The organism is Mycobacterium sp. pUA109 (assembly GCF_041287095.1).
Classification (GTDB): Bacteria; Actinomycetota; Actinomycetes; order Mycobacteriales; family Mycobacteriaceae; genus Mycobacterium.
Window position 1 is genome coordinate 107,083 of record NZ_JBGGKS010000005.1, and the last position, 26,339, is coordinate 133,421.

15 protein-coding genes and 1 pseudogene are annotated in these 26,339 nt (G+C 67.2%); 2 read left to right on the plus strand and 14 right to left on the minus strand.

Going from position 1 to position 26,339, the window contains the following annotated elements; genetic code table 11:
* Nucleotides 1-8 precede the first annotated feature (8 nt).
* The 8 genes from ACAG26_RS07735 to ACAG26_RS07770 form a co-directional block, all read right to left on the minus strand.
* Nucleotides 9-1,547, minus strand: a complete 1,539-nt coding sequence (locus ACAG26_RS07735) for a hypothetical protein (protein ID WP_370480918.1) — start codon at nt 1,545-1,547, stop codon at nt 9-11.
* A gap of 38 nt (nt 1,548-1,585) precedes the next feature.
* The gene (locus ACAG26_RS07740) at nt 1,586-1,981 is read right to left on the minus strand and encodes a hypothetical protein (RefSeq protein WP_370480920.1); all 396 of its coding nucleotides are present in this window, start codon (nt 1,979-1,981) and stop codon (nt 1,586-1,588) included.
* A 126-nt stretch (nt 1,982-2,107) separates the two neighbouring features.
* Nucleotides 2,108-2,953 carry a hypothetical protein gene (locus tag ACAG26_RS07745; protein WP_370480922.1) on the minus strand — a complete coding sequence of 282 codons (846 nt, stop codon included), beginning with the start codon at nt 2,951-2,953 and terminating at the stop codon, nt 2,108-2,110.
* 25 nt (nt 2,954-2,978) lie between these two features.
* Nucleotides 2,979-3,653, minus strand: coding sequence for a hypothetical protein (locus ACAG26_RS07750; RefSeq protein WP_370480925.1), 675 nt, complete (start codon nt 3,651-3,653; stop codon nt 2,979-2,981).
* A gap of 38 nt (nt 3,654-3,691) precedes the next feature.
* On the minus strand, nt 3,692-4,336 hold the full coding sequence (locus ACAG26_RS07755) for a hypothetical protein (RefSeq protein WP_370480927.1): 645 nt from the start codon (nt 4,334-4,336) through the stop codon (nt 3,692-3,694).
* Between the two features lie 38 nt (nt 4,337-4,374).
* Nucleotides 4,375-5,892 carry a hypothetical protein gene (locus ACAG26_RS07760; RefSeq protein ID WP_370480929.1) on the minus strand — a complete coding sequence of 506 codons (1,518 nt, stop codon included), beginning with the start codon at nt 5,890-5,892 and terminating at the stop codon, nt 4,375-4,377.
* A gap of 3 nt (nt 5,893-5,895) precedes the next feature.
* Nucleotides 5,896-6,972: an Imm61 family immunity protein gene (locus tag ACAG26_RS07765; RefSeq protein WP_370480931.1), complete on the minus strand. Its 1,077-nt coding sequence runs from the start codon at nt 6,970-6,972 to the stop codon at nt 5,896-5,898.
* Nucleotides 6,972-10,202 (minus strand): alpha/beta hydrolase, encoded by a 3,231-nt coding sequence (locus ACAG26_RS07770; protein ID WP_370480933.1) that lies wholly within the window; start codon nt 10,200-10,202, stop codon nt 6,972-6,974. The genes ACAG26_RS07765 and ACAG26_RS07770 overlap by 1 nt, the downstream gene beginning before the upstream one ends.
* A 1,797-nt stretch (nt 10,203-11,999) precedes the next feature.
* On the opposite strand from ACAG26_RS07770, the gene ACAG26_RS07775 reads away from it, so the two are divergent.
* Complete coding sequence (locus tag ACAG26_RS07775; RefSeq protein WP_370480934.1) at nt 12,000-12,575, plus strand: hypothetical protein; 576 nt, start codon at nt 12,000-12,002, stop codon at nt 12,573-12,575.
* Between the two features lie 171 nt (nt 12,576-12,746).
* Here the strand turns inward: ACAG26_RS07775 and ACAG26_RS07780 are convergent, their stop codons facing one another.
* From ACAG26_RS07780 to eccCa, 6 genes and pseudogenes are all read right to left on the minus strand, one after another.
* On the minus strand, nt 12,747-13,034 hold the full coding sequence (locus tag ACAG26_RS07780; protein ID WP_370480936.1) for a WXG100 family type VII secretion target: 288 nt from the start codon (nt 13,032-13,034) through the stop codon (nt 12,747-12,749).
* Nucleotides 13,035-13,037: 3 nt separating this feature from the next.
* Nucleotides 13,038-13,472, minus strand: a complete 435-nt coding sequence (locus tag ACAG26_RS07785) for a YbaB/EbfC family nucleoid-associated protein (RefSeq protein WP_370480937.1) — start codon at nt 13,470-13,472, stop codon at nt 13,038-13,040.
* Between the two features lie 384 nt (nt 13,473-13,856).
* Nucleotides 13,857-15,257: pseudogene (locus ACAG26_RS07790) on the minus strand (AAA family ATPase); the annotation flags it as partial.
* 2,542 nt (nt 15,258-17,799) lie between these two features.
* Nucleotides 17,800-19,236, minus strand: a complete 1,437-nt coding sequence (gene mycP, locus ACAG26_RS07795) for a type VII secretion-associated serine protease mycosin (protein WP_370481200.1) — start codon at nt 19,234-19,236, stop codon at nt 17,800-17,802.
* A complete protein-coding gene (gene eccD, locus ACAG26_RS07800) occupies nt 19,233-20,726 on the minus strand; it encodes a type VII secretion integral membrane protein EccD (protein ID WP_370480939.1) in 1,494 nt (497 codons plus the stop codon). The genes mycP and eccD (ACAG26_RS07800) overlap by 4 nt, the downstream gene beginning before the upstream one ends.
* On the minus strand, nt 20,723-24,760 hold the full coding sequence (gene eccCa / locus ACAG26_RS07805; RefSeq protein WP_370480941.1) for a type VII secretion protein EccCa: 4,038 nt from the start codon (nt 24,758-24,760) through the stop codon (nt 20,723-20,725). Before eccCa ends, eccD (ACAG26_RS07800) begins: the two co-directional genes overlap by 4 nt.
* Before the next feature lie 93 nt (nt 24,761-24,853).
* Here eccCa and eccD (ACAG26_RS07810) point away from each other — a divergent pair, with 93 nt between their 5' ends.
* On the plus strand, nt 24,854-26,338 hold the full coding sequence (gene eccD, locus ACAG26_RS07810; protein WP_370480944.1) for a type VII secretion integral membrane protein EccD: 1,485 nt from the start codon (nt 24,854-24,856) through the stop codon (nt 26,336-26,338).
* Nucleotide 26,339 lies beyond the last annotated feature (1 nt).

Sequence of the window (26,339 nt, forward strand, 5' to 3'; positions counted from 1 at the left end):
TGCACGGCTCAGCTCGGGGGGCGCAGCCCGACGATGCTATCGCCGGGGTAATTGCGTTGGATGAGACCGGTGCCGACTTTCCAGACTGATGCACGTGCCGGGGTCTCCCAAAGGGTGTGACAGTCTGACGTGTTAATAGCTTGGATTGTGGGCTCATCCTCATGGGTGCGGACCAGGATAACTTCGCCGTCAGAGGCGACATAGCCAAAGCCAAGGTCAAGCTGGCAGATTGCACCGGGCTCGCCGGTCAAAAGGTCCCACTGCTGCCAGCTAGTGGGTACGGCGGATTCGCCGGATTGTCGGACATAGATCTTGGTGCCGATTGTCTTGAAGTCGGTGGACATCTCGTGGGCGGGGATCTTGGCGATGACTTTGCCATTGGCCGTGTAGACGTCATATTGGGATTCGGCGAGCACTGTCGGCATCCCAGTATTCGCCATCGGAAATGCTAGTTCGGCAGGATCGCTAGTATGTTCGGTGGCGACCAACCGCCCATTGGTGTCGTAGAACGTCACACCCGAAGATTTGTCGCCGACGTATTGGTAGGCGAACCCACCGTTGTACACCACCGCTTCGTGCAGGGTCGTTCCCGGCGGCGGCGCCGGGGTCAAATCAGTGCCGTCAACTACTGAGAACACCCGATATGTCTGGGTATGGCCGGAGTGGTCCTCAGCAGGGAATTGGACCGCAATCGTCAAGGGCGGGATATCGCCGACCTGCAAGCGATCTCCAGTATTCAATGTTCCGCCGCCAGGCACGAACCATGTCAGTTCGGCATGAGGGCCGATCCCATATACACCCTTGCCCTTCACGGCGGCGACGAGCCGAGACGCACCCCGGTAGTCGCCGACAGCCGCCAGTATCGGACCAGCTCCTGGAACGCCCTGGTACAACAGGTCAGTGGGCCCGGTGAATGTCACGGCACCACGGTCGAGGTCAATCACCCAGACCGACCGCTGGTCCCCGCCCGCAGTGACGCACAGCCCGACCGATGGACCGTTGTTGTAGCAATTCGCTCCGTACGCGCTGTAGAGGCCGGGCAGCGGGACCGGGGCGAACAGTCGCGCGCCGGTGGCCGTGTCTAGGCCGTAGACCCAGCTGATCGGATCGGCGCAAGAGGATCTACAACTGGTCACGAAGTACGCTTTGGTGCCACTACTGGCGAACAGGTCGCCGACCATCACGTCGGGCGGCAACCCGATGTCGTCGGGGGTGACCTTCCAACTTGGTATCGGTTGGCGGCCCAGCGGAAATCCCACCAAAAGGTCCTGAGGGGTGCCGATCGGCGCCGCCGGTAAGTGCGCACCGCCCTGATGGGAACGCCATATCGCCAGACCGCCAGCGGCTAGCACAACAACTAGCACCGCCGCCGCACCGGCGGACCACCAACGCCGCTTGTGGGTGCGTCGTGCGACGCCACGCTCGTCGCCGCCAACGATCGCCCCGCTGCCGGCACCTACCGTCGATCGGGGTTCCTCGCCCGGCATCGCCGCGCCGTCCTGTTCCACCCACCGGAAGCCCTCCGGCGGCCAGGCCGATCCCGACATGCTTGCTTATCCCTTCGCTGTCAGATGGACGCCTGTCGTCACGACACCCGCACCCGATCGAAACCACATACTCGAGCCTCGCCACCACGGATTCCGATGACGACTACCGCACCACTATCAATCCAGAACGCATCTAACCGCCACTCCTGTCCGTCACGAGCCAACGTGCCCGTGGCGACGACACGCCCGTAGATCGATTGGGTGCCATTCTCGATCTGCGCGAACTCATCGGCGAAGGCACCCGTACACGACAATGCCTTGAGGTTGGCCAGGTGGCCCGCATCGTGTTCACGTACCCATACCCGTGTGGTGTTCTCAGCTACCGCGCGAGCTTGCTCATCGGACATCGCTTCGCTGGCTGCCATTGCTCGCAGCGTCGCCCCATCATCGCGACCCGCGATCGACACCACCAACATGGCGGCCGACCCGATCATCGTCAATCCCCACAACCAAAACGAAACCTGATGCCGACGGCGGTGGGGTGGCGCAGCAGGCCCCGGGGACACCGCCCGCCGAGTCCCACGCAGCCTCACCACCGCAATCTCACCCCTTCCCCGGATTTAACCGGGCATCAAATCGTAATCGCACATCCGCAGTACGCCGCCTTCGTCAACCAACGTCGCATTGTTATAGAAGAACGCTCCGTGCGCTGCCTCGAACCCCCGCTTCGCATGTTCACTTAGAGGTCGAAGACGTTCGGCAATCTTCACCGACACCTCCGACCCCTCATCGTGGAAATCCATGATCGCCTCGGGGAAGACCAAACGCTGATCGTTACCCCGATGCTCAAATGTCGTGACCATCGCCGTCAACCGCTCAGAGGGGTTAGTGCACATCATCATGCGTAACGCAGCGGTGTCGCTGCGATTTTCTGCGTCGAACCACCTCATCAGCAGTCCGAAGGATTCCTGTTGGCGCGGCGGCGGTGACGGCACGGCAATCATCGCCACCCGGGGAGGAGGTGACCACCGCCATCCCACCGCGAACACCACCGCCGCGGCGGCGAAACACACCAGCGTGACCGTCATGAATACACGCCGCAGCCGTCGCTGCCACGCCCGACGCATCTTCCCGTGGGCAGGCACCAATGCGGCAGGTCCAGTAGCGTCGGTATCAGTGCACGCAGATAGGCGACCGTCCGCGTGGCAATCCAGTACTAGCCGCTGCCAGGACATACCAGCCTGCGCAGCCCGACGATGTTGTTCCGCCACAACACTCAACGTGCCAGCCGACACCGGCAGCGGCAGCGATCCGGCAGATGTCATCACATAGGCAGCGGCTACTGGTGGTTGGGACGCCGGCGCGAACTCGGCGTGCAGCTGCGTCCATCCAACCGGCGCCTCGGACAGCAGGAGCTTGACGGCATCCTCGATCAACGCGCGGTCACCGTCGGGAAGCCCAGCCACCGGGTTAGCGTATCGGACCCCTGCTCTACACGCTTTCCGGTAGCGCCAGATCAGGTCGGTAGTGGCACAGCCAGGCGCCGATGACACCGCCGGTCCAGTTCTCCTCGAACTCCGCGGGAAAAATCAAGCAGCGGTCCGAGTTGTGTGGTTGACCGTGCTGCAGCTGGGAGCCGTACAGGCGGTCATGGATCTTCAGTTTCCGCTGCGATGCGGTCGGGAGCGGCGAGACGGTGCCGTGCCCGATGATTCCCCATGCCATCACCGTGTGGGAGTGCCGCGTCGCGGTGTTGTAGGCACCGGCCATCGGGTTCCACGCCAGCAGTCTGCCCGCCGGCAGCGCGGAGTTGCGATATTCGAACCTCAGCAGCTGGCTCCAGGGCATGTCGATCACGACCGCCTCGTCGTAGCGGCGTAATCCGTTGGGGGTAAGTTCCAGTCGCTGCAACTGGCCGTAGGTTCGCCGCAATTCGTTGCGTTTGCGCGCCCACACCCGCACCACGCTGGCCACCGAGATCACGGTGGCCGCACCAGCCCACACAGCGGGGGTGTTCGGGAACATCAGGCCCACTACCACCGCCACTACTAACCAGACGAACAACGCTTGGAAGATGATCAACGGCGGCGCCCGGAGCATAGTGGCGTCGGCGTCGCGGTTGCACCGCAACTCGATCGGCTGGCTGAAATCGGTTGGCAGCGTCATCGTCGCCCTCGCATCGGCCCAGGATAACGGCAGGACCGTCAATCGTTGCGTTGCGCCTCGTCGGCGGCGAATTGACGGCAGGCTTCTTGCAGCGGACCGAAGCCGACCTCGGTAATGCGGCCGGAGTCACCGACCAAGAAAATCGGTCGGTAGCGGGGTGGGTCGGGTTTGGATCGCCGGTTGCGTCGGGTGGTGGGCGGTGGCACGGAGATGACCCAGCCAGATTCGAACCGGTCTGCACGCATGGAGTTCAGGGCGGAAGGCGTTCCGCCGGTGTGGCGGAGGGCCCATTGTTCCAACGCGACGAGAGCTTGCTCGCCGGTGCGAGGCTTTCCGTCCCAGCCCTCGGGGACGACTAGAGTGGCCGCCGGCGGTTCACGATCGCGGCGCGACGCCCACTGAAGATGTGTGAGCCAGCGGCTGATACTGCCGCCGATGCCCGCCCATGCCGCCGCACCAACGGCGAGGGCGATCCACGGGTAGTAAAACGTCAACCCCGACGAGTAATACGCACGCATCGCCCCAGCGACATACACCCCGGCTGCTGCGCTCGGCGGAAGAAAGACCGCCGCGACTACCAGCAGGCCAGCCAACGGCGGCGTGTCGCGGCCGAAGTTATCGCTCATCATGGCCGCGAAGGGAGCCATGGCGATGACCGCCACCACGGCGGGGGCGATCACCACGAACCCGGCGATCGTCAGGATGGTGTCGAGGGTCGGACTCATCTAGTCAGGCCGGCCAGGCTGAGTTGATTGAGGGCGGTGTCAAGATCGGGGTCGCGGTAGGCGGCGAAGACGGCGGCCAACAATTCGTGGGTGGCGGCGCGTTGGGCCGCGGCCAACAGCAGCCGCTGGCAGGCATCCTCGACGCCGGGGCCGGCGACGGCAGCCATGGCGGTCACGGTTTCTTGTGGGGTCCAGATCGTGGGCAGTGGGTCGTCGAGTTCGTCGAAGGTGTCGGTGGCCCCGCGCCACCAGCGCCCGTCGGCCCACCAGTAGCAAAAAGTCAGCAGCCCGTTTTGGTTGCGGGTGTTCAGTACGGTGTCGTTGACCCATTCCGGTGCACCGCAATACAGGTCCGGGAGCGGCTGATGGTTTTGGTAGGCGGCGGCCAGCAGCGGCGAATTCCACTGGCCCCCGGACAGCACCGCGCGATCGCCCGGCAACACGTATAGGGTGGCGCCGCTGCGGGCGTCGGATTCATACCAGGCCATCCCGAGTGTTATCCGCGGCCCCCATTGGGAGCGTGCCCCGACAGCGACTGCGGCCAGCACCGCCCAGCGCGTCCAGGTGTCGGGCAGCGGTTCGATGTCGTCGGTGTCGACCGGCTGGCGTCCCGCGGCGTGATCGGCGGCCACCGCGGCGGCGGCCTGGGCGGGGGGGCGGGCCTGCGCGGTCGGTCCCGCCAGGTAGCCGGCCAGCCACACCGGCAGGGCCGGGCGGGGGTAGGCGGCGACGTCGGCGCGGTAGTTGTCGGCGGGTTGCAGCTGATCGTCCGGGAATGGCTGGTCGCCGTAGTCATATGTGACACGCAGCCGGCCCCGACTCGTGACGGTCATGATCAGCCGCCACCACGGGCCCGCCGACATGCCCGCGCTGACGCGGCGTTGTTCACGCGCCCGCGCGACGATCGGCTCCGGAACCGTGACCGGCTGAGGCCCGTTCGCCGTGAGGAACTCGCAGGCGGCGGACCCGGCGCGCACCGTGAGCGCGAACACGGCGGTGAACTCCCGCCATCCGGGCGGACCCAACATCGCCAACTCCTGGGCAATTGGGTCCAGCATCGCCGAGGCGTGCGCTCCGATTTGTTCGTCACGGGCCGCGGCTGATTCGTCGGCGGGTGCGGCATCGTCGACGATGCTGAACCCGCGCGCCGCGGGGCGACGGCCCGACCCGGCTGCGCCAAACGCGTCGGCGAACTGCGCCAAGACCTCGCCGGAATCGGTGCTAGCGGTCTGACGGGCCAGCATCCGTTCCTGGTCGGCGAAGCGTTGCCGCGCCACCTGCGGAGGTATCGACGACGAGACCTGCTCGATCCGGCCGGAATCACCGATCAAGAACACCGCCCGGCCCACGGGCATGTCCAAGAACGACATCGGATCATTCGTATCTAACTCGACGGGGGCATAAACCGACCAGCCGGTTTCGAACCGATCGGCGACCAAACCGGTCGTCGGATAGTTCATCCCCGCACCACGGACGTGTTCGGTCACCGAGGCGATGGCAGCAGCAGCGTCCATGCGCTAGCCACCCCTCGTCTGGTTGAGCAACGCCAAGCATTGGGCAGCGATCTGATCCGCATTGGCCGGGCTCATCTGCCACCGCTCGGCGTCAGCGCCGTAGAAGAAGTGCGCCTGCCCGGTGGCCGTACGGCGGTCGTAGGTGACGACCGCAGCGTTCCAGCGCCGCTCCAGCGGCAGGTTGCCGCTATCACGGATCCGGGCCAGTGCTTGCTCGATGCTTTGCTCGGTCGCCTCGGTCACGCCGAAGGGCACCGAGAACGGCGTCGCCGGGCGCCCGAACCGAAACCCCGAGCTTCTGGTGAATCCCTCACCGACATAAAAGAAGTACACATAGCCGTCCCACGACTCATCCCGGCGGATCGGCGGCTTCGGGTAATCCCATGACCGCCGGTGCGCGATCACATCTTCCGCAACACCGTTGACATACTCATCGTCGGCGATCAACCCGACTAACTCAGCCACATCCGCCTCCAACACCCCCTCGGGAAGCGGACGTGTCGGCGCCGGGCTCTTCGTACGTGGTGGACGCAACGTAAACAATGGTTGGCCATCTGGACTCTCATACGATGTCTTAATGTCAGCCACGGTCGAATTCAGGTACAGCGACATCAGGACTAAGCTGCCAACTCTCATAGGATCTTGCCGACCGATGGCCACCGCTTCGCCGGAGGGATCGATCAACGCGTGGCGGTTCACCCCCCCAAACCCCAAAACCCGAACGTGAAACCCGGGCTGCACGTCCTCAGCAGTGCGCGGTCTGAGGAGCCTGGGCAGGCGCCGAGCACTACGTATATCCTCTCCGAAATCTCCCAGGAAGTACCGCTCCAGCACAAGCTGCGACCGGGCCCCGAACTCGAACTGCTCACGGCCCATCCGCTCGGAACTGGTTACCACCAGCCAACCATCATCGTTGACGGCGATGAAGTAGATAATCTCCCCGCCGCGATTTGAGAAGAATGGGCGCCCCTTTACGAAGTCTCGCCAGCGATCATCCGTATCCGAGGCAGGGCTGAATTCGAACCCGGCCGCTGCGGCCCATTCAACCAACTCGGTCGAGAACTCGATAGCGGTGGGCATCAGGTCGGTCCCCCTTCGGCGAGTATCGGGTATCCGGATTCAGGGTCGACGAGCTCACTGACCGGCACAATTTCACCCGCGTTGTCGATGATCCGGACCTGCAATCCGCCGCCGGGTTGTCCGCAGCCGGGTGCGATTTCCGATACTTCTATCTTCCACCCGGCCGGTAGATCCTGCAGTGTGAAGGTGCTGTAGGGGTCTTTGAGCGAGTCGACGTGCATGGCGCGTTGTTCCCAGCTTGCTGGATGACCGCCCTCCATTACTCCAAGATACTTGCCTGCGGATTGACCGATTCGGTCCAGATAAGGCCCATAGTGGTTGACGAATGCCTGCGCATCGGTGTACAGAACCCGCGAGCCGGGTACCGCACCGTCGTTGCCGGGGAAGTTCATCCAGTGGCTGCCACCGGGGCCTTCGGTGTTGAACCGCGCTTCGTATTCGCCTTGCGTGTAGGCGTTCCCGTGCTCGTCACGGCCGAACAGAGCGCTGGGGTCGCGGTACATCGCTGCAACTTCGGAGTTCATCCGGGCCGGGTCGGTCGGGTCGTGCGGGTAGCTCCAATGCTTGCCCAGCGGGTCCCCGTAGTGCGGGTCGATGCCCTCGGGGTGGTCCTTGCCTCGGAACCATTCCTGACCCACGTCGTGGGGGTGTCCGGCGCGCACCGGATCGCTCAGGGGGGCCAGCGTGCCCTGGTGTAGGCGCTCCCCCATATCCAGGCGATGCTTAATCTCGCGGGTGGGCAGGCGTCGGAACCTCTGATGCTCGTTGTTCTCGAAGTTCACCCGGTCGTAGTACACCTGCGCGCCGTGCTGGTCGAAGACGTCATATTTGACGATCACATGTTCCGGGTCAGCACCGGGCGGCTTCAGATCCACGGTGACCTCGACGCGGGCGCCGTTCTTGATCCAGGAGGCCCACTCGTTTTCCATCTTCTTGTAGACGGGGTCGTTGAAATGCTCGGATTGCCGGAACAGGTTGACGCCGCCTTGATCCAGCAGGAACCGGAATCCGATGACATGCCCGCCGTGGAAGCCGAGCCGACTGAGCAACCGCGTCAGTTTGTTCTCGGCGTGCGGTCGGTCCACACTCTCGTACACATCGCGCAGCACCGCCTTCACCCGCGCCGTTTCGCCGTCGGTCTGGATGTAGCGGGCCTCGCTGCTCCCCACCGCACGGTGGGTCTCGGTGACGGCGTGTGCCGGGAAGTCCGGGTGGCTGCCCGGCGGGTACTCGACGACGTGCTCGGCACGGGATACAGACACCGACCGGCCGGTGCTCTTCTCGATGATTTCTGCGGGATGTCCGGGGCCGTGGGATTCCAGGCGGTGTTTGCCGGCGACGTCACCGACACCCTCGGCGGCGCGCAGTTCACCATGCCGGCCGGTCAACGGATCAACCGGGTTGCCGTGAGGATCGAAGTAGCCCACCGCGGTCTTCTCGACCGCGTGCTGCCCCCAGTGCGGTGGCCAGCCCGACCGCACCGACGTCCCGTCCGGTCGGTGCTCGACCAGGTGGATCTTGCCGTTGTGGTTCTCGGCGGTGTAGGCGTGGCCGCCCTGCTCACCGGCGCCGGCCCACTTCGACGCCAGGGTCGCTGACGCCCCGTCGCCGTGCTGCAGCAGGGTGTCGCGGACTTGGTTGTAGTCGTGCTCGTGCGCCTGCGATCCCAACGCCTCGAATAACTTCCGCGCCGGTACACCCTGCGGTCCGGGCTCCGTCTCCAGGTGGACGTCTCGCCCGTACTTTCCCGCGTGGTAGTCGGCGACATCGTGCGCGCAGCGCCCAGTGTCGGCGAGCTCGTGGGGAGTGGTTGTGCTGGGGTCGTCGTGTCCGATGCCGGGACCGTGCTCGTCTGATGACCCGAGCGCTCGGTCGGAGTCGTCCCCATATTTCGCGTGCCAGGTGGGATCCCAGGGCTTGGGTTTGCCGAGTCCCTCGTCGAACTGCAGCCGGCGATCGATCGCTGGTTCGTGCTTGCCGGACGGCCAGCTGGGAGGGCTTTCGGTGCGGTGGCCTTCGAGGGTGACGCGCTCTGGGTGGCCCGCCGCGATCCGGCCGAAGTTGGCCAGCGATTCGCTGCGCGCGTGCGTTGTCGGGTCGAAGCTGTAGTAGGCGGTGTGCGTGCCGAACGTTGCTTTGGTGTCCATATGGGCCGGGAATTCGGCAGCGATGCGGGTCGCGCCCCACGACGCCATCGCAGGGTCGTGTCCCAATCCGAATCCGAGGAACCGCCCCGAGCCGGTGCCGCCGATGGTGGTGATCCAGTCGCGCGACGAGGATGCGACGAACACGTTCTCCCCGATGCCGAAGTCGCTGGCGTGGCGCAGCGGGCCAGCACCCGGCGAGCCAGCCAGGGTGACGGTGCGGACGTGATCCGCCAGCCGTCCGTCGTGGCCGGCGAAGCTGGTTGTGGTGGATCCGTAGGAATGGCCGAACACATGGTTGTCGGAGAAGTGGCTGCCGTCGCCGGCGCTGGCATCACGGGCGGCGTTGAACGCGGAAATGTCGCTGTGCAGAATGTTGCCGCCGGCGCGCGCCAACTTCGAGTGGCCGACGTCCCAGAGGCCTTTGAAGAATCCCTGCGGCGCGTCGTAGCCGATCCAGGCGATGGAGGTGGCTTTCGCGTTTGGGTTTTCCATCAGGACCGACGCCAGATGGTTGCGCGCATTGGTCAGGTTGGTTCCGAGGCTGTCGATCGTCGTTGAATAGCCGGGCACGTGCCAGGACACCGAATCGGCGTGGTGCGGGTCGTGGCCAATGCTGACCACCATGCGACCGTCCCCGCCGAAGGCGTGGGGCTCAAACGCCAAGATGTGCACTTCGTGGCCGTGTTCGTCGGCGTAGCGATGCACCTCGTCGAGCGCGCGGCGCAGCTCGTCGTAGCGTTTGAGCTCTTTGCGTTCGCTGCGGTTGAGGCGCTCGCCAGCATCTTTGCGGGATTGCAGTTCATCGCGGAGCAGATTCAGCGTGTGCTCGTTGGCTGCCGTGTGTGCGCTTGGCGGAATGCCCGCAGCATTGCCGATCTCGTGCGGGTAGGTGTCGATCAGTGCGCGCTGTTCCTCACCGCTGAGCTGTCGCCACCAGTGCGCGTTGTCCTTGGCGCGTTGCTCGCCGAACATGGCATCGGCTAGGTGATGGCGCACCTGATCGGGTGAGACGGGCGGGATCCGTTTCCACAGCGCCTCATTGGCGAGCTGGCGCGACCGTTCACGGTTAGGTTCAGACGCCACCTCACGCCAGCGCCCACCCGGATCCACCGGATGAGCGCGGTCGCCGGGGTGCGATCCATCGGTAGGCGGGCTGCTGTCGTCGCCGTGGCGCCGCTCGGACTCGCTGACCCCCGCGCGCCGTTCGTGAGCCGAATCTGCGGGCGCCGCTCCACGATCCGGGCCGCCGGCACGTGGCGGCTCTGGGCCGGCGGACTTTCCAGCGGGCCGCACTGTGCGGACGTGCTCGCCGACAGCCCCGGACCCGACGTGCGGCATCACCGGGACGACAGCGACCGGGGGAATCGCCGCATCGGTCGGTGAGCCCGCGTCGGGATGGCGAGAGTCCGGCGACGTGGAATCGTCGTCGTGCTTTGTGTGTTCAGGCTCGGACTCCGCGGCCTGCCTGACCGGTGTGTCCGAACCGTCGGCGGGGCGCGGCTGCGCCGGCTCATCGGTCATCGGGTGCGGGTCGCGGGCCCCCTCGTGTCCCGCCTCGCGGGCCGGCTCCGCGGCGTCGCTGGCGGTGTGGCGACCCGAGGTTGTCGGGTCTGCTGGTTGCCGGGTATCGGTGGTTGGCCGCACGGCGTCAACCGGTGCCCGATCCGCTGGCGGGCGGGTATCACGCGGTGCGGGTTGGCCGTCGCGCGCGGGTGATTGGGGCTCCCGTGCTGGGGGCTGCCCGTCGCGCGCGGCGGGTTGCGCGTCGCGGGGCGGTGGTTGTTCGGTGCGCGGTGTTGCCTGTCCCTCGCGGGTCGGTTGGCCGTCGCGCGGTGCTGGTTGCCCGTCCCGCGGCATTGGTTGAGCGTCGCGCAACGGCGGTTGCCCGTCCCGTAGCGGCGCGTCGTGCGGTATGGCGCGCTCAGGCGCGGATCCTGGCCGGATCGAAGTCTCGGCGCCAGCCGATGCCCGAATCGTTTCGGAGCCCTGTGCGGGCTGCCCCGCAACCGAATCCGTCACTCGGGTGACCGGTGCTCCAGCCGGCTGGGCGGGGGATGTCGCTCCCTGACCCTCGCCCGGGCGTCCCGCCGTCGGCGTCGAACCGCTCTGGGAGAGACCGGCTTGGCTGGGGGAGCCGGCCGCCGGCGTAGCGGCGGGTGTAGGGCTCGACGGGCTCGACGTCGGACTTGCCGGAGCCGAAGTCGCACCGCCTGGCGCCGTGCTTGTGCCGGCGCCGGTTGCGGCGGCGGGTTGTTGGGCGGCAGCGCCGGTGTCGGCCGGGGGAGTGTGCGGGGCCGCGCCACTGACCTGGCTCGGGGCGCTCGGGTCAGCCCGGGTGCCGCTCGACTGAAGTCCCGCATCGCCGGCCGGCCCGCCCGGCTGCGCGGACGTACCTGAGTGTGGCGCATCAGGCGAGGTCGAGGCACCATTGGCTGGGTGGGGGGCGCCCTCGCTGCCGTGTGGTGATGCAGGAGCCGACCCTGCCGGCCCGTGACCGGCGGCGTTTGTCTGTGCCGCCGTGGAGCCGGGGGTGGCTGTCTCGCTGCCGTGCGGCGACGCGGGAGTCGAACCGGCCGGGGCGTCGGCGCGCGTGGCCGTTGTGCCGTCGCGGGGGCCAGCAGCGGTTTGGCCGTTGGGCGAACCGCGAAGATTCGCCGGATCGGGTGCGCTGGGACGTCCGCCCGCTTCGGTCGAGCCGCCGCCGTGCGCGCCGTGGACGCCCCCCGACACCGCGCCCATACCCGCCCCGCCGAAGATCGAGGCGGCGTCCATTTGCCCGCCAAATGGCACCGCTGCCGCCGCACCGGCCGCGTTGCCTGCGACGCCGGTGCCGTACCCGCTGACCGCGCCCTTGACTCCCCGCGTCAGTGCGCTGCCTTCGTGTCCGAGCGCCTTACTGAAGCCGCGACCGACCACGTCGCCGACGGGAGCCCCGACCGCTGCACCCCCCACGGTCAGCCCGAACTGTTTGGCGTCAAAGCCGTGGCGGTGTCCTTGGCCCATCTGCAGACCCTGGATTGCGGCTTCCTGCACGCCGGCGATGACGACTTCCCGGATCAGCCGCTGCACCATGGTTCTGGTCAGCGTGGTGGCGAGTTTCGAGGCAATCTGCTTGATCAACGCCGCAACGATTTGCCGGACCGCAGCCATCGTGATCGCCTCGATCACGGGTACCTCGGCCAGCGACGCGCCGAACGTCTCGGGTGCCTCGGCGAACGCCAATGCGATTTCAAATGCGGCGATCGCCAGGGTAGAGAGAATCTGGATCTTGGTGTACTGGATTTCGGTGCCACAGTCCTCGGCGAGTTCACCGGCCGCGTCCATCGCCTCGGCGAGTTTGTCCATCGAATATTCGCCGTCGAACAGCATGGCAAACTGTTCATCGACGGGATGCGCTGTCTGCCCAAACAGCACCGACGAGGTTTCCGAGCGCACCCGGTTCAGATCCGGGATTAGGCCAGATAGGTCTTCTGCGGCTGCCCGCCAATCCGCAGCGATGCGCCACATGGCCGATTCCGACCCCTGCGGCCACTCCGACCCCGCCAGATATGACACCCACTGCAACGGGCCGGGGATCGTAATATCCCCCACGTTCAGAACTCCCGGTCGGTCACCGACCGACCCGCGCTAGACATCCTCAAACGTGTCAGCGGTGTTCTTCAGACCCTCTGCATAGCTGTCGAGCAGGTCGGTCTTGGCGTCGATGGAGCCCTGGACCCAGTTGACCTGTGCCAGATATCCGTTGCCGCCGTTGGCGAACTGGTCACCGATCTTGTCGTTGCCCCAGGCGGCACCTTCGCCGCTGAGTTTGCCCTGCAGTGAGGACATCACGGCCTTCAGCCGGGAGCTGACATCGGCCAGGTCCCGCGACGTCGCCCGCAAATCATCGGGTTTGACGTGCAGCGGTTCGGTCATCGGTTATCTCCTCACCGTTGGGTAGACGGTCGGTTCATCCCAGCCGTTATCGTCCTCCGCTGACGGTACGGCCCCGTCGTCTGCATGGAGGTCATCAAACAGCGACCTAAGGTCGGGTGCACCGTCGACAATGTCAGACAGCGACGGAAACTTCTGCCGGGCTTCCCGCAACGGCACCATCAGTTCTGCGGCGCGGGTGTTGACATCACGGGCGGCGGCCTGCGCGGCGGCGGTGATGTATCCGCCTAGGTCGGCGAAGTCGAATTCCTCGAGGTAGAACTCATCGATGACGGTCTTGATCACCTTGCCGTGCGCGTCGACGGACACCTCGACGGTGCCGTCGGCCGCGGTGGCCAGCGCGGTCAGCGCGGCCTGCTTCTGCTGTATCGCGGCCAGCTCGCCCATCTGCTCCTGAACACGCGCCAGCACGTCCTCCATCTCTTGGTGTGCCGCGTCGTTACTCATTTCCTATTGCCTCCATATCACCGCGTCTTCACCCGGCAAGACGCGACGTCCGACTCAGTATGGCAGACGATGCGGCGGCCCTCTAACGGCAAATTTTGCCGACGGCGCGTCGGCTGTTCCGCATCGTCCCTGGTCAGAATGGCGGATAAAACGGGCGTCCGCGGTTGCTGCCGGGCTGCTGCAATAGCAGGTCATCGCGTTCGTGGGCTTCGTTCCGCCGACGCCACCCCTTCGTCGACCCGCCACCACCGCGTGACACCGGCACTGACATCTTCGACTAAAACTAAAACCACGGCGCGGCCGTTACCGACAGCCAGACGCGAGCAGTGCGGCCAATGGTGTTGGCTGAGTTGGTCGTCACGCCTGTTCGCGTGGCGCTCTTAGCCGTCCGAAATCCTCTGCCACCGCCCCGGCCAGGTCGAGGTAGGCGTCCATGGTCGCGGGTTTGAGTAGTCCGAGGTCGACGTCGGCACCTTCGCTGAGATGCGGGTCGAAGGGGATCAAATGCACGGAGCGGCAGCGTGTTTCGAAATGCTCGTAGAGTTTACCGAGCTTCAACGCCGCCGAGCCGGGCCGGGAGGCGCTCAGCACCACGTGGGCGCCGCGCACCAATCCCGAGTGTCCGTGTTGCATTAACCAGTCCAAGGTGGCCGAGGCGCTGCGCGCGGAATCCATGGCCGGTGAGCTGACCAGCACGATGGTGTGCGCCATGTCCAAGACAGCGGACATGGCCGAGTGCATGATGCCCGTGCCGCAGTCGGTCAAGATGATGTTGTAGTAGTGCCGCAAGATGTCGACGGTGCGCCGGTAGTCGGCGTCGCCGAAGACTTCGGAGACCGCCGGGTCCTGTTCGCTGGCCAACACCTCGAGCCGACTGGTGGCCATCAGCGTGTGGTTGCGCACGTCGGCGTAGCGGTGGATATGCGGATCCGAGAGCAGGTCACGCACGGTGGATCTGGTCGAGGAGTCCCGGACCCGCTCGGCCAGCGTGCCGCGGTCGGGGTTGGCGTCGACGGCGATCACCCGGTCGTGGCGCACCATCGCCAACGCCGACCCCAGCCCCAGTGTGGTCGTGGTCTTCCCGACGCCGCCCTTGATCGACAGCACCGCGATGCGAAAGTCCCCGGAAATGGGTTGCCGGATTTGCGCCAGCAGGTGTTCGCGCCGGCGCTCCTTACGCGACGGGCCTAGGTTGACCTGCCCGGCGGTGGCCTTGTGCACCGTGCGCCGCCATCCGGCCTGCGGGGTGCGCTGATGGCGGTCGGTGAACTCGGCCTCGTCCAGCGGTGGCGGTACCCGGAACGCTTGCGGCGGGCGGTAATTCGGTGGTGGTGCCACCGCGTGTGGCGGCGGTACCCAGCCCGGCGGCGGCGCGGGCCGCTCCGGTTCGCGCCGGGGCTGCTCACCGGATTCCGGTGGCGGCGGCGGACGCCAATCCGGCGGGGGCGGGGGGCGCCGCCCGGGCGGTGGTGGTGGCCAGCCCGGTGGCGGTGGCCACCCAGGCGGTGGCGGGTAGGGAGGCGGTGGGGCCCCGTGCGCGTCCGGTGGCACCGGAGGTGGCGGAGGGTATGGGCCTGGCGGCCGGAAAGCCGGCGGGGGTCCCGACGGGGGCGGTGGAGGTCCGGGTGACCTCTCCGGTTTGCGATGCTCGCGGGGGGGCTCGGGCGGGGGAGCGAAGTCCTCGGGCGCGGACGCCGGCCCGTCGGCGCCGAACCGCTCGAACTCCACCGGAACCATGGCGGTCGGCATCTGCCACGGCGGCAGCGCGAGCTTACGGGCCGAGGACCGTTTCGCCCGACGTTCGCTCGCAGGAGTGTCCTGTTCGGATTCGGACCTAACCGACGTCTCTACCTCGTCGGACGGCGGTGCCGCCGGCGCTTCGTCCCAATCGGTGGGTGGCTGCGTGCTGTCGATCGGCGCAGCGGCATCCGGCGGCGTTGCGTCGTACTGCTGTGCCATCTCGGCATCGGCGGGCGCTGCGACCTCGTCGGGTGCGTCAAAGTCTGGGAGAGCCGCGGCGTCGGCCGGCTCGTCGAGGTCGCTGGGAGCATCACTGTCAGCTAGCGGCTCGATGTCAGCCCGCGGTTCGACTTCTGCCGGTGGTTCTGCGGGGGGTGACGGCGCTTCCGCGGAAAGGTCGTCCGGAGCTGGCTCACGGGAGGCGAGCTGGGACCGCTTTGCCTCCATCGCCTCGAGAAGGGCGGCTGCCCGCAGTTCAATCTCATCGAGATCACGCGGCTCCGACTGCTCGTGCTCAGCATGGTCAGACGCCGACAACTCGGACTCTGATTGCCCTTCCGGCTCGGTCCACACGTCCGAGTTCGCTAGTCGGGGTCGATCCCACAACGGGGAAGTAGGTTCTGAGGCGGGCGGTTTGGATTCTTCAGGAACCGCGAATGCCGGTGGTTCCGCTTCCGCTATCGGATCAACGGGTGTACCGGTAGGAGACTCCGGAGTGGACGGCTCCGGCCACGACGGGAGCTCCGGCCGCGACGCATCTTCGACCGAGGTTTCGGGCGGCGAACTGAGATCAGGCTGCGAGCCACCGAAAGTTGCCCCCTCGGGTGCTGGCGGCGCAAGCTCCGGCTCCGTTAATGGGTCCGGATTGGCCGACGTGTCAAGGTCTGGCAGCTCGTGCTGGGGCACCCCCTCAGAAGCCTGCTCTGCTGAATCCAGCCGTTGCGCGGGTTCATGCTCCCATGCGTCGTCGGCTTCTGGGAGCTCAGCACTCGGTATCTGGCCGACGTCCGGGAGTGGCGACTCGGGCACGGGCTCCGAGCCCCACTCCTCGGTAACCCACGACTCGGGAGCGAACGGAGGTGCGGGCGGGTCCGCAGGCGCGGGTGTGTCGTCGAGATGCTCAGGGGTCGATGATTCGGCTTCCGGTTCGGCCATTGCTGTCATGCCGAGATCCGCTGGGTCAGGACCCGGCTGCGCGAAGGCGGACAGCGCGGGTTCTGGTGCGGCGTCGGCTGCGGGTGCGAGTTCTGGCTGCGCTTCGGCATTCGGGGGTGGCTCAGCCGCGGGCAGTGGGCCGAAGTGGGGTAGCTTCGGCTCGGGAGCGAACGCGTCGAAGGCCAGTGGCTCGGACGCAGGCGTTGGCGCATCCGGAGCCGACTGTGCGGCCTCCAGCCACCGTTCTTGCTCCGGTTGCGACGCATACTCGGGAACGGCTGCATCGACGGTAGGAGGCGCGGATTCGGAGTCCACGAGCGCGTCGGGGCTCGGCGGGGCGGACTCGGGAAGCGGCGTTGCCAGATCTGGCTCCGGCACGACACCAAGGTCCGGTTCCGCGGTCGGTTCGGGCGCCGATTGCTCAGCGGCCGGGACTTCGGGGTCCAGCCAGGACGCCAACTCCGGCGGCGGCTTCGGTTCCCATGGTGATTCGGCGGCCGCGCCATCGTCGAGAGCCGGTGGCGCCTCCTGGTCTGTGGCGGGCGCAGACGATTCCGGCGAGCCGGGGACATCCGCCGCTTCGTCGTCGGCCGCTGATTCGGTCGGTTGGTCGGCTGGCGCCTGCTCGGGCGCTTCCTCGACCGCGCCATAGCCCGCCCACGGGTCCTCGGGTTCGGGCGCGGGCTGAAACCCCGCGCCAGCCGAGGCTGGTTCGATGGACGACGCCTCGTCGGGCGCCAGGACGTGTTTAGGATGGCTCGGTGGAGGCGCACCCGGCGCCTCCCCGACCGGCGCTACGGGCTGCTGCTCCGGTGGCGCGGCCCGGCGTGAGACCCGTACCCCGCGGTCGTAGGCCACCTGGACCCGCTTGGGTCGTGTTTCCGCTGCGGGCGCTGATTCCGCTTCATCGGTAGCTGTGGGTGCGGCAGGGGGTGGATCCTGGCCGCTGACCGGCTCCGCGGAGCCCGTCCGCCCACGCCCGTTGGCGGGCCGTTGGTCGCCCGCCTCCACCGACTCGGTATCGGCTACTGCCTGGCCTTTTTGCCGTCCACGCCCGAGGCGCACCCGCCGACGCTGACTCTCTTCAGGTAGCCAGGGCGGACGCGCCAGCGACCCACGGTCATCTTCAGCAGGCCTTTGCTTGGGCAACGTCCCCCCTTTCGGTTCCGAGGTGCATATATGCCGTTATGGTACGTAGCGTCGGGCGCGGCTTACCAATTCGAGGCTCCCACACATTCGACGGGCTCACGACGCGAATTTCCGGGTTGCTTGCCCGCCTCGACGTGAGCTTCCGCGGCCCAAGCGGCTGGTGTGACGGGCGTAGGCCGCGGGCGTTGCCGGGTGCGTTGTGGCGGAAAACACACTCAGCCGCTCGACCGTCTGGATCACGGCAACAGCACCTCCGCTACCGCGAGAAATCCGGTGTATCCATTTCCACGTCGGAGGCTTCGGGATGCCGCCGGCGGCGGGTCACCGCGAGCGCCCAGGCCACCCCCATCAACACCACGCTGCCGGCCGCCACCGAGAACACGATGATGCGCGCGCGCTGACTGGCCGGATCGACGCGCGTCCGCCCGGGAATTTGCTTTCCAGCGTTGGGGTCGGGCAGCTGGCTGGGTGCGGGAACCTCGTAGGTCAACGCCGCGACGGGGTCGATCACCCCGTACCCGGTGGCCGCATTCGGTCCGGCCCCCGGGGTGTGCGCGGTGCGTTTGATCAGGTCCATCACCTGACCGGCATTCAGTTCCGGAAACCGGGACCGGATCAGCGCTACCAGGCCGGAGACGAACGGCGCCGCGAAACTAGTCCCGTTGATCTGCGTCAACACCCCTTGAGAGTCCGGTTCGGCATTAGTCAGCCCGGCGTTATACGGGTCCAGTGATGTGATGCGTTCGCCGGGGGCGGCCACCGCAACCCAGGGCCCCCGCAGGCTGAAATTCGCCGGTTCGGCCGATGGAGTCACCGCGGCGACGGCCAACACGTAGTCGGAGAACCAGGCCGGGCTGGCGATCGTGGTCACCGAATCCCACCCTTTTTCCAATGCCAGGTTGGGGTCGGTCATGGTGTTTTGGGTGGCACATATCCCCGGCCCACTCTTTTTGTCCACGTTCCCGGCGGCAGCGACCACCACGACGTTGTGTTCGAAGGCGTTGCGAACCGCCCGGCCCAGTGCTCCGTCCTTCGTTCCGGCTCCGACCGGGGTGCACGACACCTCCGAAAGGTTGATGACCGTCGCCCCCAAATCCACTGCGCGGGTGATCGCGTAGGCCAGCGTTAGCGTGTTGCCATAACCCGGTGAGATCGCGTCGGGGTCGTCGCGTTGATTACCGCCGGAGCCCTCGATGCCAAACACGGAGCTGTTCTGCCGGATCGACAGGATGGTCGCCTCGGGGGCGACGCCGGCGAAGGAGTCGAGCGGGCTGGGTGTGGCGGCAATGATGCCCGCCACCAGGGTGCCGTGCGCGTCGCAGTCTTGCAGTCCGTCGGTGTTGGAGACGTAGTCGCCGCCGCCTTCCAATACCGGCAACCGCGGATGCCGGTTCACCCCGGTGTCGATCACCGCAACCTTTTGGCCAGCGCCGCGGGAAAACTGCCACGCGCGGGTGTAGTTGAGCATGGCCTCAGCGCTGGTTTGCACGGAAAAGTCGGTATGCGGCAACAGCCCGGTCGGGATACCGCAGATGTTCTTCAGCTCGGTGGGCTCGGGGGGCCCGACTGGTCCAGAAGGCGGCGGTCCCGGCTCCACCACCGGCGGTGCAATTGCCGACGCCGGCGGCGGCGCAACCCCCGCCACGAACGTCAGCACCGCCACCGCCGCCGCGCAGCGCTGGGCGGACCTCACCACCACGGGCCCAGTCGTTCGTAGACGCCGACGACCCATAGCGCCAGCGGGAGCAGCGCCGCGACCCCGGCATACTCCAGGTAGGACAGCAGCGTCGCCGGCCGCTGGAACCTGCCGCCGGACGCGCTCAGCCCGGCCACAGCGGCACCGACCGCGATGGCTAGCACCACGCCCACCGCGACGACCGGGATCGGTGCCAGCCCGCGTTGTGCCATCACGCAGGTGATGGCGACCAGAACGATGGCCGGCGCCGCCAGCCCGGCGCGTTCCACCCAGGTGTCCGGAACGCGGCTGTGCAAGCCCAGTACCGCCGAGCATGTCAATGCGAAGGCGAACGCCGCCCAGCGGACAACCCCGGCGTCGCGCAGAAGCACCGTATTGGCCGCGGCGACGGTCGCCGCCAGACCCGTCAACAGGGCCGAGCGGGTCAACGCCGCCGAATGCACTTTGGCCCAGACCTCTTCCGCGGTGGGGATCGCCGCGCCGGAATCGTCATCCCGGCTGGGTTTCGTCGACGGCGGCGATTCGAAAGGGTTCTCGAAGGCGTATTCATCGCGATCCCCGTCGGCATCAACGGTCGGTGTCTCGAAGCGGTCCAGGCGGGCCGTCAACCGCGAAACCATCGAACAGGCCAACGTCGCGGTCACCGCCAACGTCACGCACACCACATCGACCCGCAGGCCAAGCGCGTGGCTCAGTACCGCGACGCCGCCTAACCCGGCCAGCACCGAACTGGCCACATACGCCCAGTGCCCGGTCCCGATCACTCGGTAGTAGATGAGGTTGAGCACGAGCACCACTGCGCAGGCTGCGGCCACCCCGTAGTTGCTGAACCGGGTCAGCACTACCCAGGCGATGGCCGCGGTGATCGGGATCGCCGCCCAGCCCATCACAGCGGCGACATCGTCGAGCCCATAGGAGCGATGGGCGATAGCAGCCACCCCGGCCAGCGCCACCGCCACCACTGCGGCCACCCCGACGATCACCACGCGCTGCGCCGCGAACGCCGGGTGGACCAGACAGAACGCGAACGCCACGGTGGCCAGGTGGGTGCCGACGAACGCTATCCAGCGTGCGGACCGGGCGTCCCACGCGGCGTAAGCCGCTTTGTTTAGCCGGGCGGCGGCGTCGACGACGTCGTCGTAGAGGCTGGGCGGTGATAGCGCCCGCTGCGACGTCAACCGCAGCAACTGGCCGTTGACCACTCCGGCTTCGCGCAGGGTTTCCTCCGGCCGCACCTCGGTGCCGGTGTCGAACCGGCTGAGCACCCAGAAGGTGCGCCGCTGGTCCTTGGCTGCCGGATCCTCATCGTCGTGCGGGACGTCGCGGGATCGGACCAGCCGGGCCAAGTCCGGGACGAAGCCCGACACCGGGATGTCCAGCGGTAGCGCGATATCCAGCTGGGTGCGGCCACCGAACACCGACACCCGGATGCGTTCGGGCGCGGCCGAGATCACCCGAACCTCGTCGAGTTCGCTGAGGCCGCTCACAGGTCAGGCATCCTGGATAATTGGATTACTCCGCTTCGCATGCTGCGCGAGACCAACATCCCGCGGCCCGGCGGCATCTGGGTGGCCTTGTGTCCGAACAGCGCACCCTCCTCCTTGGACCCACTCATCACCAGCGCGTTACAGGACAGGTCTCGCAACCGCCCGATGATCTGGTCCATCATCGCCCGACCGGCGCCGCCGCTGCGGCGGGTGACGATGACCCGCAGGCCGATATCGCGGGCCTGTGGCAGGTATTCGACCAGCGGACCGAGCGGATGATTCAGCGAGCTGCCCGAGATCAGGTCGTAGTCGTCGATCATCACGAACAAATCCGGTCCCGACCACCAGGAGCGATCCTTGAGCTGCTGCTGGGTGATGTCGCTGGGTGGCAGCCGCTGCGCCAAGGATTCCGCGAGCGCCTTCATCAGCTCTGCGCACGACTGCGACGCGGTGGCGTAGCCACCCAGGTAGTCGTTGTCGACCACGCCGAGCAGGGAACGGCGGAAGTCGACCAGGATAATCTTGGCTTCCTCGGGGGTCGCGTTCTCCATCACCCCGGCGGCGATGTTGCGCAGCAGACCAGACTTGCCGCATTCGATGTCGGCGAACGCCACCAGATGCGGTTGTGCGTCGAAATCGAGGACGACCGGCTGCAGTTCCTCTTCGCTGATGCCGATCGCGATCCGCGACTTGTTGAGCATTCCCGCGTTCCGCGCCGCCCGCACGACAGCGTCCCGGTCCACGTTGTGCGGCAGCATTCGCACCCGCTGGGCTTGTCGGTTGCCGTAGTGCGTCCGGACCGCCTCGACCGAGGCCGACACCCCGGTCGGCAGATCTTCGACGTCGGAGCTGGAGTCCAGCCGCGGCAGCGCGATCAACGAATGCAGCCGCTGCGCGGTCATGCCGCGACCCGGCCGGCCGACCGGCACCAGTTCGGCGAACTTGCGACCCACGTCGCTGTCCAGCGGATCACCCAGCCGCAGCTCGATGCGGGTGCCGAGCATGTCCTTGACCGCCGCCCGGATCTCAAACCAGCGGGACGCCGAAATAACCAGGTGTACCCCGTAGGACAGGCCTTGGATCGCCAGCGCCTGCAGTGTGGGCTCCAGCATCTCGAAGTCGCTGCGGATCGAGGCCCAGCCGTCGATCACCAGAAACAGGTCGCCGAACTTGTCGCGGCTCAACGGATCCTGGGCGGCCACCTGCGGCGGCAGGGTGGCCAGCCGCGCTTTGCGCTGGCGGAAGTCCTGCATCGATTCGATGCCGAGATCACGGAACAGCAGCTCGCGAGATCGCAGCACGCCGGACACCTCGGCCACGGTGCGGCGGATGCCGTCGGCGTCCATCCGGCCGGCCACCCCGCCGACATGCGGCAGGTTGACCAGGCTGGTGAGCGTGCCGCCACCGAAGTCCAGGCAGAAGAACTGCACCTGTTCGGGGGTGTGGGTGGCGGCGGCCGACATGATCAGCGTTCGCAGCGCGGTGGACTTGCCCGATTGCGGACCGCCGACCACCGCCATATTGCCTTGGGCGCCGGACAAATCGACCATCAACACGTCGCGGCGCTGGTCGTAGGGGCGGTCGACCAGACCCATCGGCATCCACAGCCGGCCGTTGACGTTCTCCGGGGCGTCCCAGTTCGGCGCGGGCAGCAACTGGTTGACTGCGGGGCTCTCATTCAGCGGATCCAGCCACACCTCGTGGGCGGGCCGGCCGTGTCCGCGGAGCCGGGACACCACCATGTCCAGCAGCGTCGTCTTAGTCGGCGATGACGACAGCTCCGGTTGCTCGACGTCCGGTTCATCGAGTTGTGCCGGCGCGGGCGGTGGATCGTCTTTTTTCACCGGGGTGGCGGTGAACAGCTTCGGGGCCAGCGCGCCCAGCTGCTTGACCCGGCCGCCGGTCTGGGCGGCGGACCGGCGCGGCCGGACGTACTCACCGGAGACGTAGCAGGTGTTGAACCGAAGCGGTTCGGACGCATCGCACTTCAGGTACGCCGAGCCGGGGACGCTGGGCAGGTGGTACGCGTCCGGCACGCCGAGCACGCTGCGGGACTCGCCGGCGGAGAACGTCTTGAGCCCGATCCGGTAGGACAGGTGCGAATCCAGCCCGCGCAGCTTGCCTTCCTCCAGGCGCTGCGAGGCCAGCAGCAGGTGTACGTGCAGCGACCGGCCGAGCCGACCGATCATCACGAACAGTTCCGCAAAATCCGGCTTCTGCGACAGCAATTCGGAGAACTCGTCGACGATGACGAACAACGCCGGCAGCGGGTCCAGTTCGGCGCCGTTGGCCCGGGCCCGCTCGTACTCGGTGACGTTGGGAAAGTTGCCGGCCTTGCGCAGCAATTCCTGGCGTCGGTTCAGCTCACCGGCCAGGGCGTCGCGCATCCGGTCGACCAGGATCAGCTCGTCTTCCAGGTTGGTGATGATCGCCGCGACGTGCGGTACCCCGTCCAAGCCGAGGAAGGTGGCGCCACCCTTGAAGTCGACCAGCACCAGGTTCAACGCATCCGGCGAATGCGAGGTGATCATCGACAGCACCAGGGTGCGCAGGAACTCCGACTTACCCGAACCGGTTGCCCCGATACACAATCCGTGCGGACCCATCCCGGCCTCGGCGGACTCCTTGATGTCCAGCTCCAGCGGCAAGCCGTTGGGGGTGTAGCCGATCGGCACCCGGAGCCGTTCCCGCGGGGTGCGCCGCCGCCACACCTGCTCGGGCACGATCTCGGCGGCGTCCGCGATCTTCAACAGGCTCATCAGGCCCGGGTCTTCGGCGCGGGTGTCCGACTCCAGGCTGACCATGTGCGCGGCGCTGGCCAGTCGGTAGCGACCGATGCGCCGCGCGGTGGCCTCGGCCTCGGCGACGGTGATGGTGTCCGGGGTGGCGAACCGCTCCACCCCGACCGCGGTCCGCGCCCCCACGTCGTCGCCGTCGACGACCAACTGCAGGCCCCGCCGCGCGGCAAGCCCGTCGGCTGGGCCGTTGAGGTCCAGGATCGTGGCGCTGTCCAGCCCGGCGTCGGTCATCAACCGCTCATCGCCGGTGATGTAGCCGTCGTCGAGCACCACCACCAGCTGCTTGAGGCCCTGGGCGGGTTCGGCGTTGCGGGTGAACCGGCCCCGCTGGCCCAGGTCGTCGTCCAGCGACCGTTCCAGCAGCGCCAGGGTCGGAAACAGCAGCCGCATCGGGCCCATCCCGTCGCGGGCGGTGTCGTGTTGGGCGTGCGGCAGCCACTTGACCCAGCTCCAGTTCTCCCCGTCCGGGTTGGCGGTCACCACCGCGACCTGTACGTGGTCGGGCCCGTGGAATGAACACAGTTCCAACACCATGGACCGCACCAGTTGCTGGGCCAGCTTGCGGTCACCTTCGAAGGTGATGGCAGGGAATGCGCGCAGCGACACCGCGGTGGGCAGCGCGTGCACCACCGAATGGGTCTTGACGTAGCGGCGCAGCGCCACCGTGGACACCGGTTCGAGGTCCTCGGGCGGGCCGGTCTCGGGTGCCAGCAGCCGGGTCGCTAGCCGATGGGTCCCGACCCCGACGCGGACGTGGCAGAAGTCCGGATCACTGGGCCGGCGCTCCCACATGCGGCGGGTGCCGACCACGTCGGCCAGCGCCCGCGGATCCGGGTGACTCCACTCCAGCGCGGTGCGTTGCTGCTCGCCGGTGGCGTCGGACTCGTCGCGCAGGTTCGCCAGGTAGCTGAAGTAGTCCTTGCGCTCTTCGTTGAGCTCGGCGGCGGCTTTGCCCTGCCGACCGCCGCCCCCCATGAACATGCCGGCCATCGACATGATCATCATCATCGGGAACACCAGGAACATGGGGTTTTTGGTCAGGTCCCGGCCGCCGACGGTCACCATCAGCGCGATCATCCCGACGACGGCAACGATCATCACGAACGGCATCAGCTTCATCAGCAGGTTGCCCGGAATTACCCGGGGCACCTCCGGCGGCGGCTGCAGGTTGACCTCGCCGCCAGGCATCCGCGGCAGGGAGACCCGCAACCGGCGCGGAAAGGGTTCGGTACTCACCGCTGGTTTCTCCCGTGAACTCGCCGACCAATACATGCGGCATCCCCGGGTATTGTCGCAGGCAAGCAAATGCACCGGAGGAGGCCGATTGCGTTGACTCTACCGCCGTCATTGTCCGAACTTGACGCGGAATCCCAGCCGGAACTCGAGCTGAGCCGCGTCGCCTTGGTGGTGGGCGGGCTGCGGATCGACGTGGGGTTACCGCCGAACGTCAGCATCGGCAACTTCATCGACGACGTCGTCGATATCGCCAACGAGCAAATCGCCATCCGACCCGAGCTGGCCGGTATCGAGTTCGATACCACCGAGGGGAAGTGGACCCTGGCCCGGCTCGGGGCCGACGCGATCGATCCCAGCCGCTCGCTGACCGAAGCCCATGTCTACGACGGTGAGCTGCTGGTGCTCCGCGAGATCGGGCAACCGGTCAGCCCGCTGCTATTCGATGACGTCGAGGACATCGCCGAACCATCGGAAAACCCGGTGGCGGGCTGGCTGTCCCGCGATGCCCGGCTGGTCATCTGCTTCGGGGTGGGAGTGGTCGCCGCCGTCACCGCCGCGCTGCTGTTGCCCCGGCACGCCGACGCCGTCTACCTGCCCGCGACCGCGCTCGGCCTCGGGGTGCTGGGCGTGATCATCGCGTGTGTGTACGCCTACCGTTCGGCGGGGGCCCGCCGCTCGGAGTGGGTGGCCGCGGCGGCGACCCCGCTGGTCTTCGGCGGTTCGCTGTATGTGGTGCCGGACGGGTTCGGGGTCAAGGCGCTCCCGATGGCGTTCGGCCTGACCGGGCTGACGTCGCTGGTGGTGATGCTGCTGTCCGGTCGCGGGCGGGCGCTCCACACAACGGTGATCGCGCTGGCGGCGATCGGCGGGGTGGGAGCGACGGTGGAATTGTTGTGGGACCCACCCCCGCGGGCGATCGGCGCCGTGATGGCCGCCGTGTCGGTGGTCGTGGTGTACCTGTCGCCGCGGGTGACGATCCTGCTGTCGAAGTTGCCGATCCCGCGGGTGCCGACGGCGGGGGAGCCGCTCGACGACATCGAAACCCAGGGTGGCACCACCGTGGAGGGTGTCCAGGCCGTCGGCAAGCAGATCATCCCCACCGAGGAGGGCATGATCGCCCGCGTGCGCCGGGCCAATCAGTACCTGACCGGCATTCTGGTCGCGGCGGCGATCACCGCGTTTGTGGGCTGCTACCTCGCCGTCGACGTCAGTGCCGGGTTCTACTGGCAGGGTGCCGCGTTCGCGTTCGTGGTGGCGACGGTGCTGTGTTTGCGCGGCCGCAGCCATCACGATCTGGTCCAGTCGGCCACGCTGATCGGGGGCGGGCTGGCGGTCGCGCTGATGGCGATCGTCAAAACAGCGGCCTGCGTCGAGGGTTGGCAGCTGAACGCCACCCTCGCGTTGGTGGTGCTGCTGGCATTGGTGGTGGCCTGCGGGGTGATCGCCCCGCGGTTGGAGTTCTCCCCGGTGATGCGGCGTCAGGTCGAGATCCTGGAGTACGTCGCGATCGCGCTGGTGTTTCCGCTGTGCTGTTGGATCATCCGGCTGTACGCGATGTTCCGGGAACTGCGGATCTAGG

What these genes read in the sequence shown, in the direction of transcription:
- ACAG26_RS07765 (WP_370480931.1), bottom strand. Translation starts at nt 6,972, where the DNA reads ATGCCCACCGCTATCGAGTTCTCGACCGAGTTGGTTGAATGGGCCGCA.
- ACAG26_RS07735 (WP_370480918.1), bottom strand. Translation starts at nt 1,547, where the DNA reads ATGTCGGGATCGGCCTGGCCGCCGGAGGGCTTCCGGTGGGTGGAACAG.
- ACAG26_RS07780 (WP_370480936.1), bottom strand. Translation starts at nt 13,034, where the DNA reads ATGACCGAACCGCTGCACGTCAAACCCGATGATTTGCGGGCGACGTCG.
- ACAG26_RS07760 (WP_370480929.1), bottom strand. Translation starts at nt 5,892, where the DNA reads ATGGACGCTGCTGCTGCCATCGCCTCGGTGACCGAACACGTCCGTGGT.
- ACAG26_RS07785 (WP_370480937.1), bottom strand. Translation starts at nt 13,472, where the DNA reads ATGGAGGACGTGCTGGCGCGTGTTCAGGAGCAGATGGGCGAGCTGGCC.
- ACAG26_RS07750 (WP_370480925.1), bottom strand. Translation starts at nt 3,653, where the DNA reads ATGACGCTGCCAACCGATTTCAGCCAGCCGATCGAGTTGCGGTGCAAC.
- ACAG26_RS07740 (WP_370480920.1), bottom strand. Translation starts at nt 1,981, where the DNA reads ATGATCGGGTCGGCCGCCATGTTGGTGGTGTCGATCGCGGGTCGCGAT.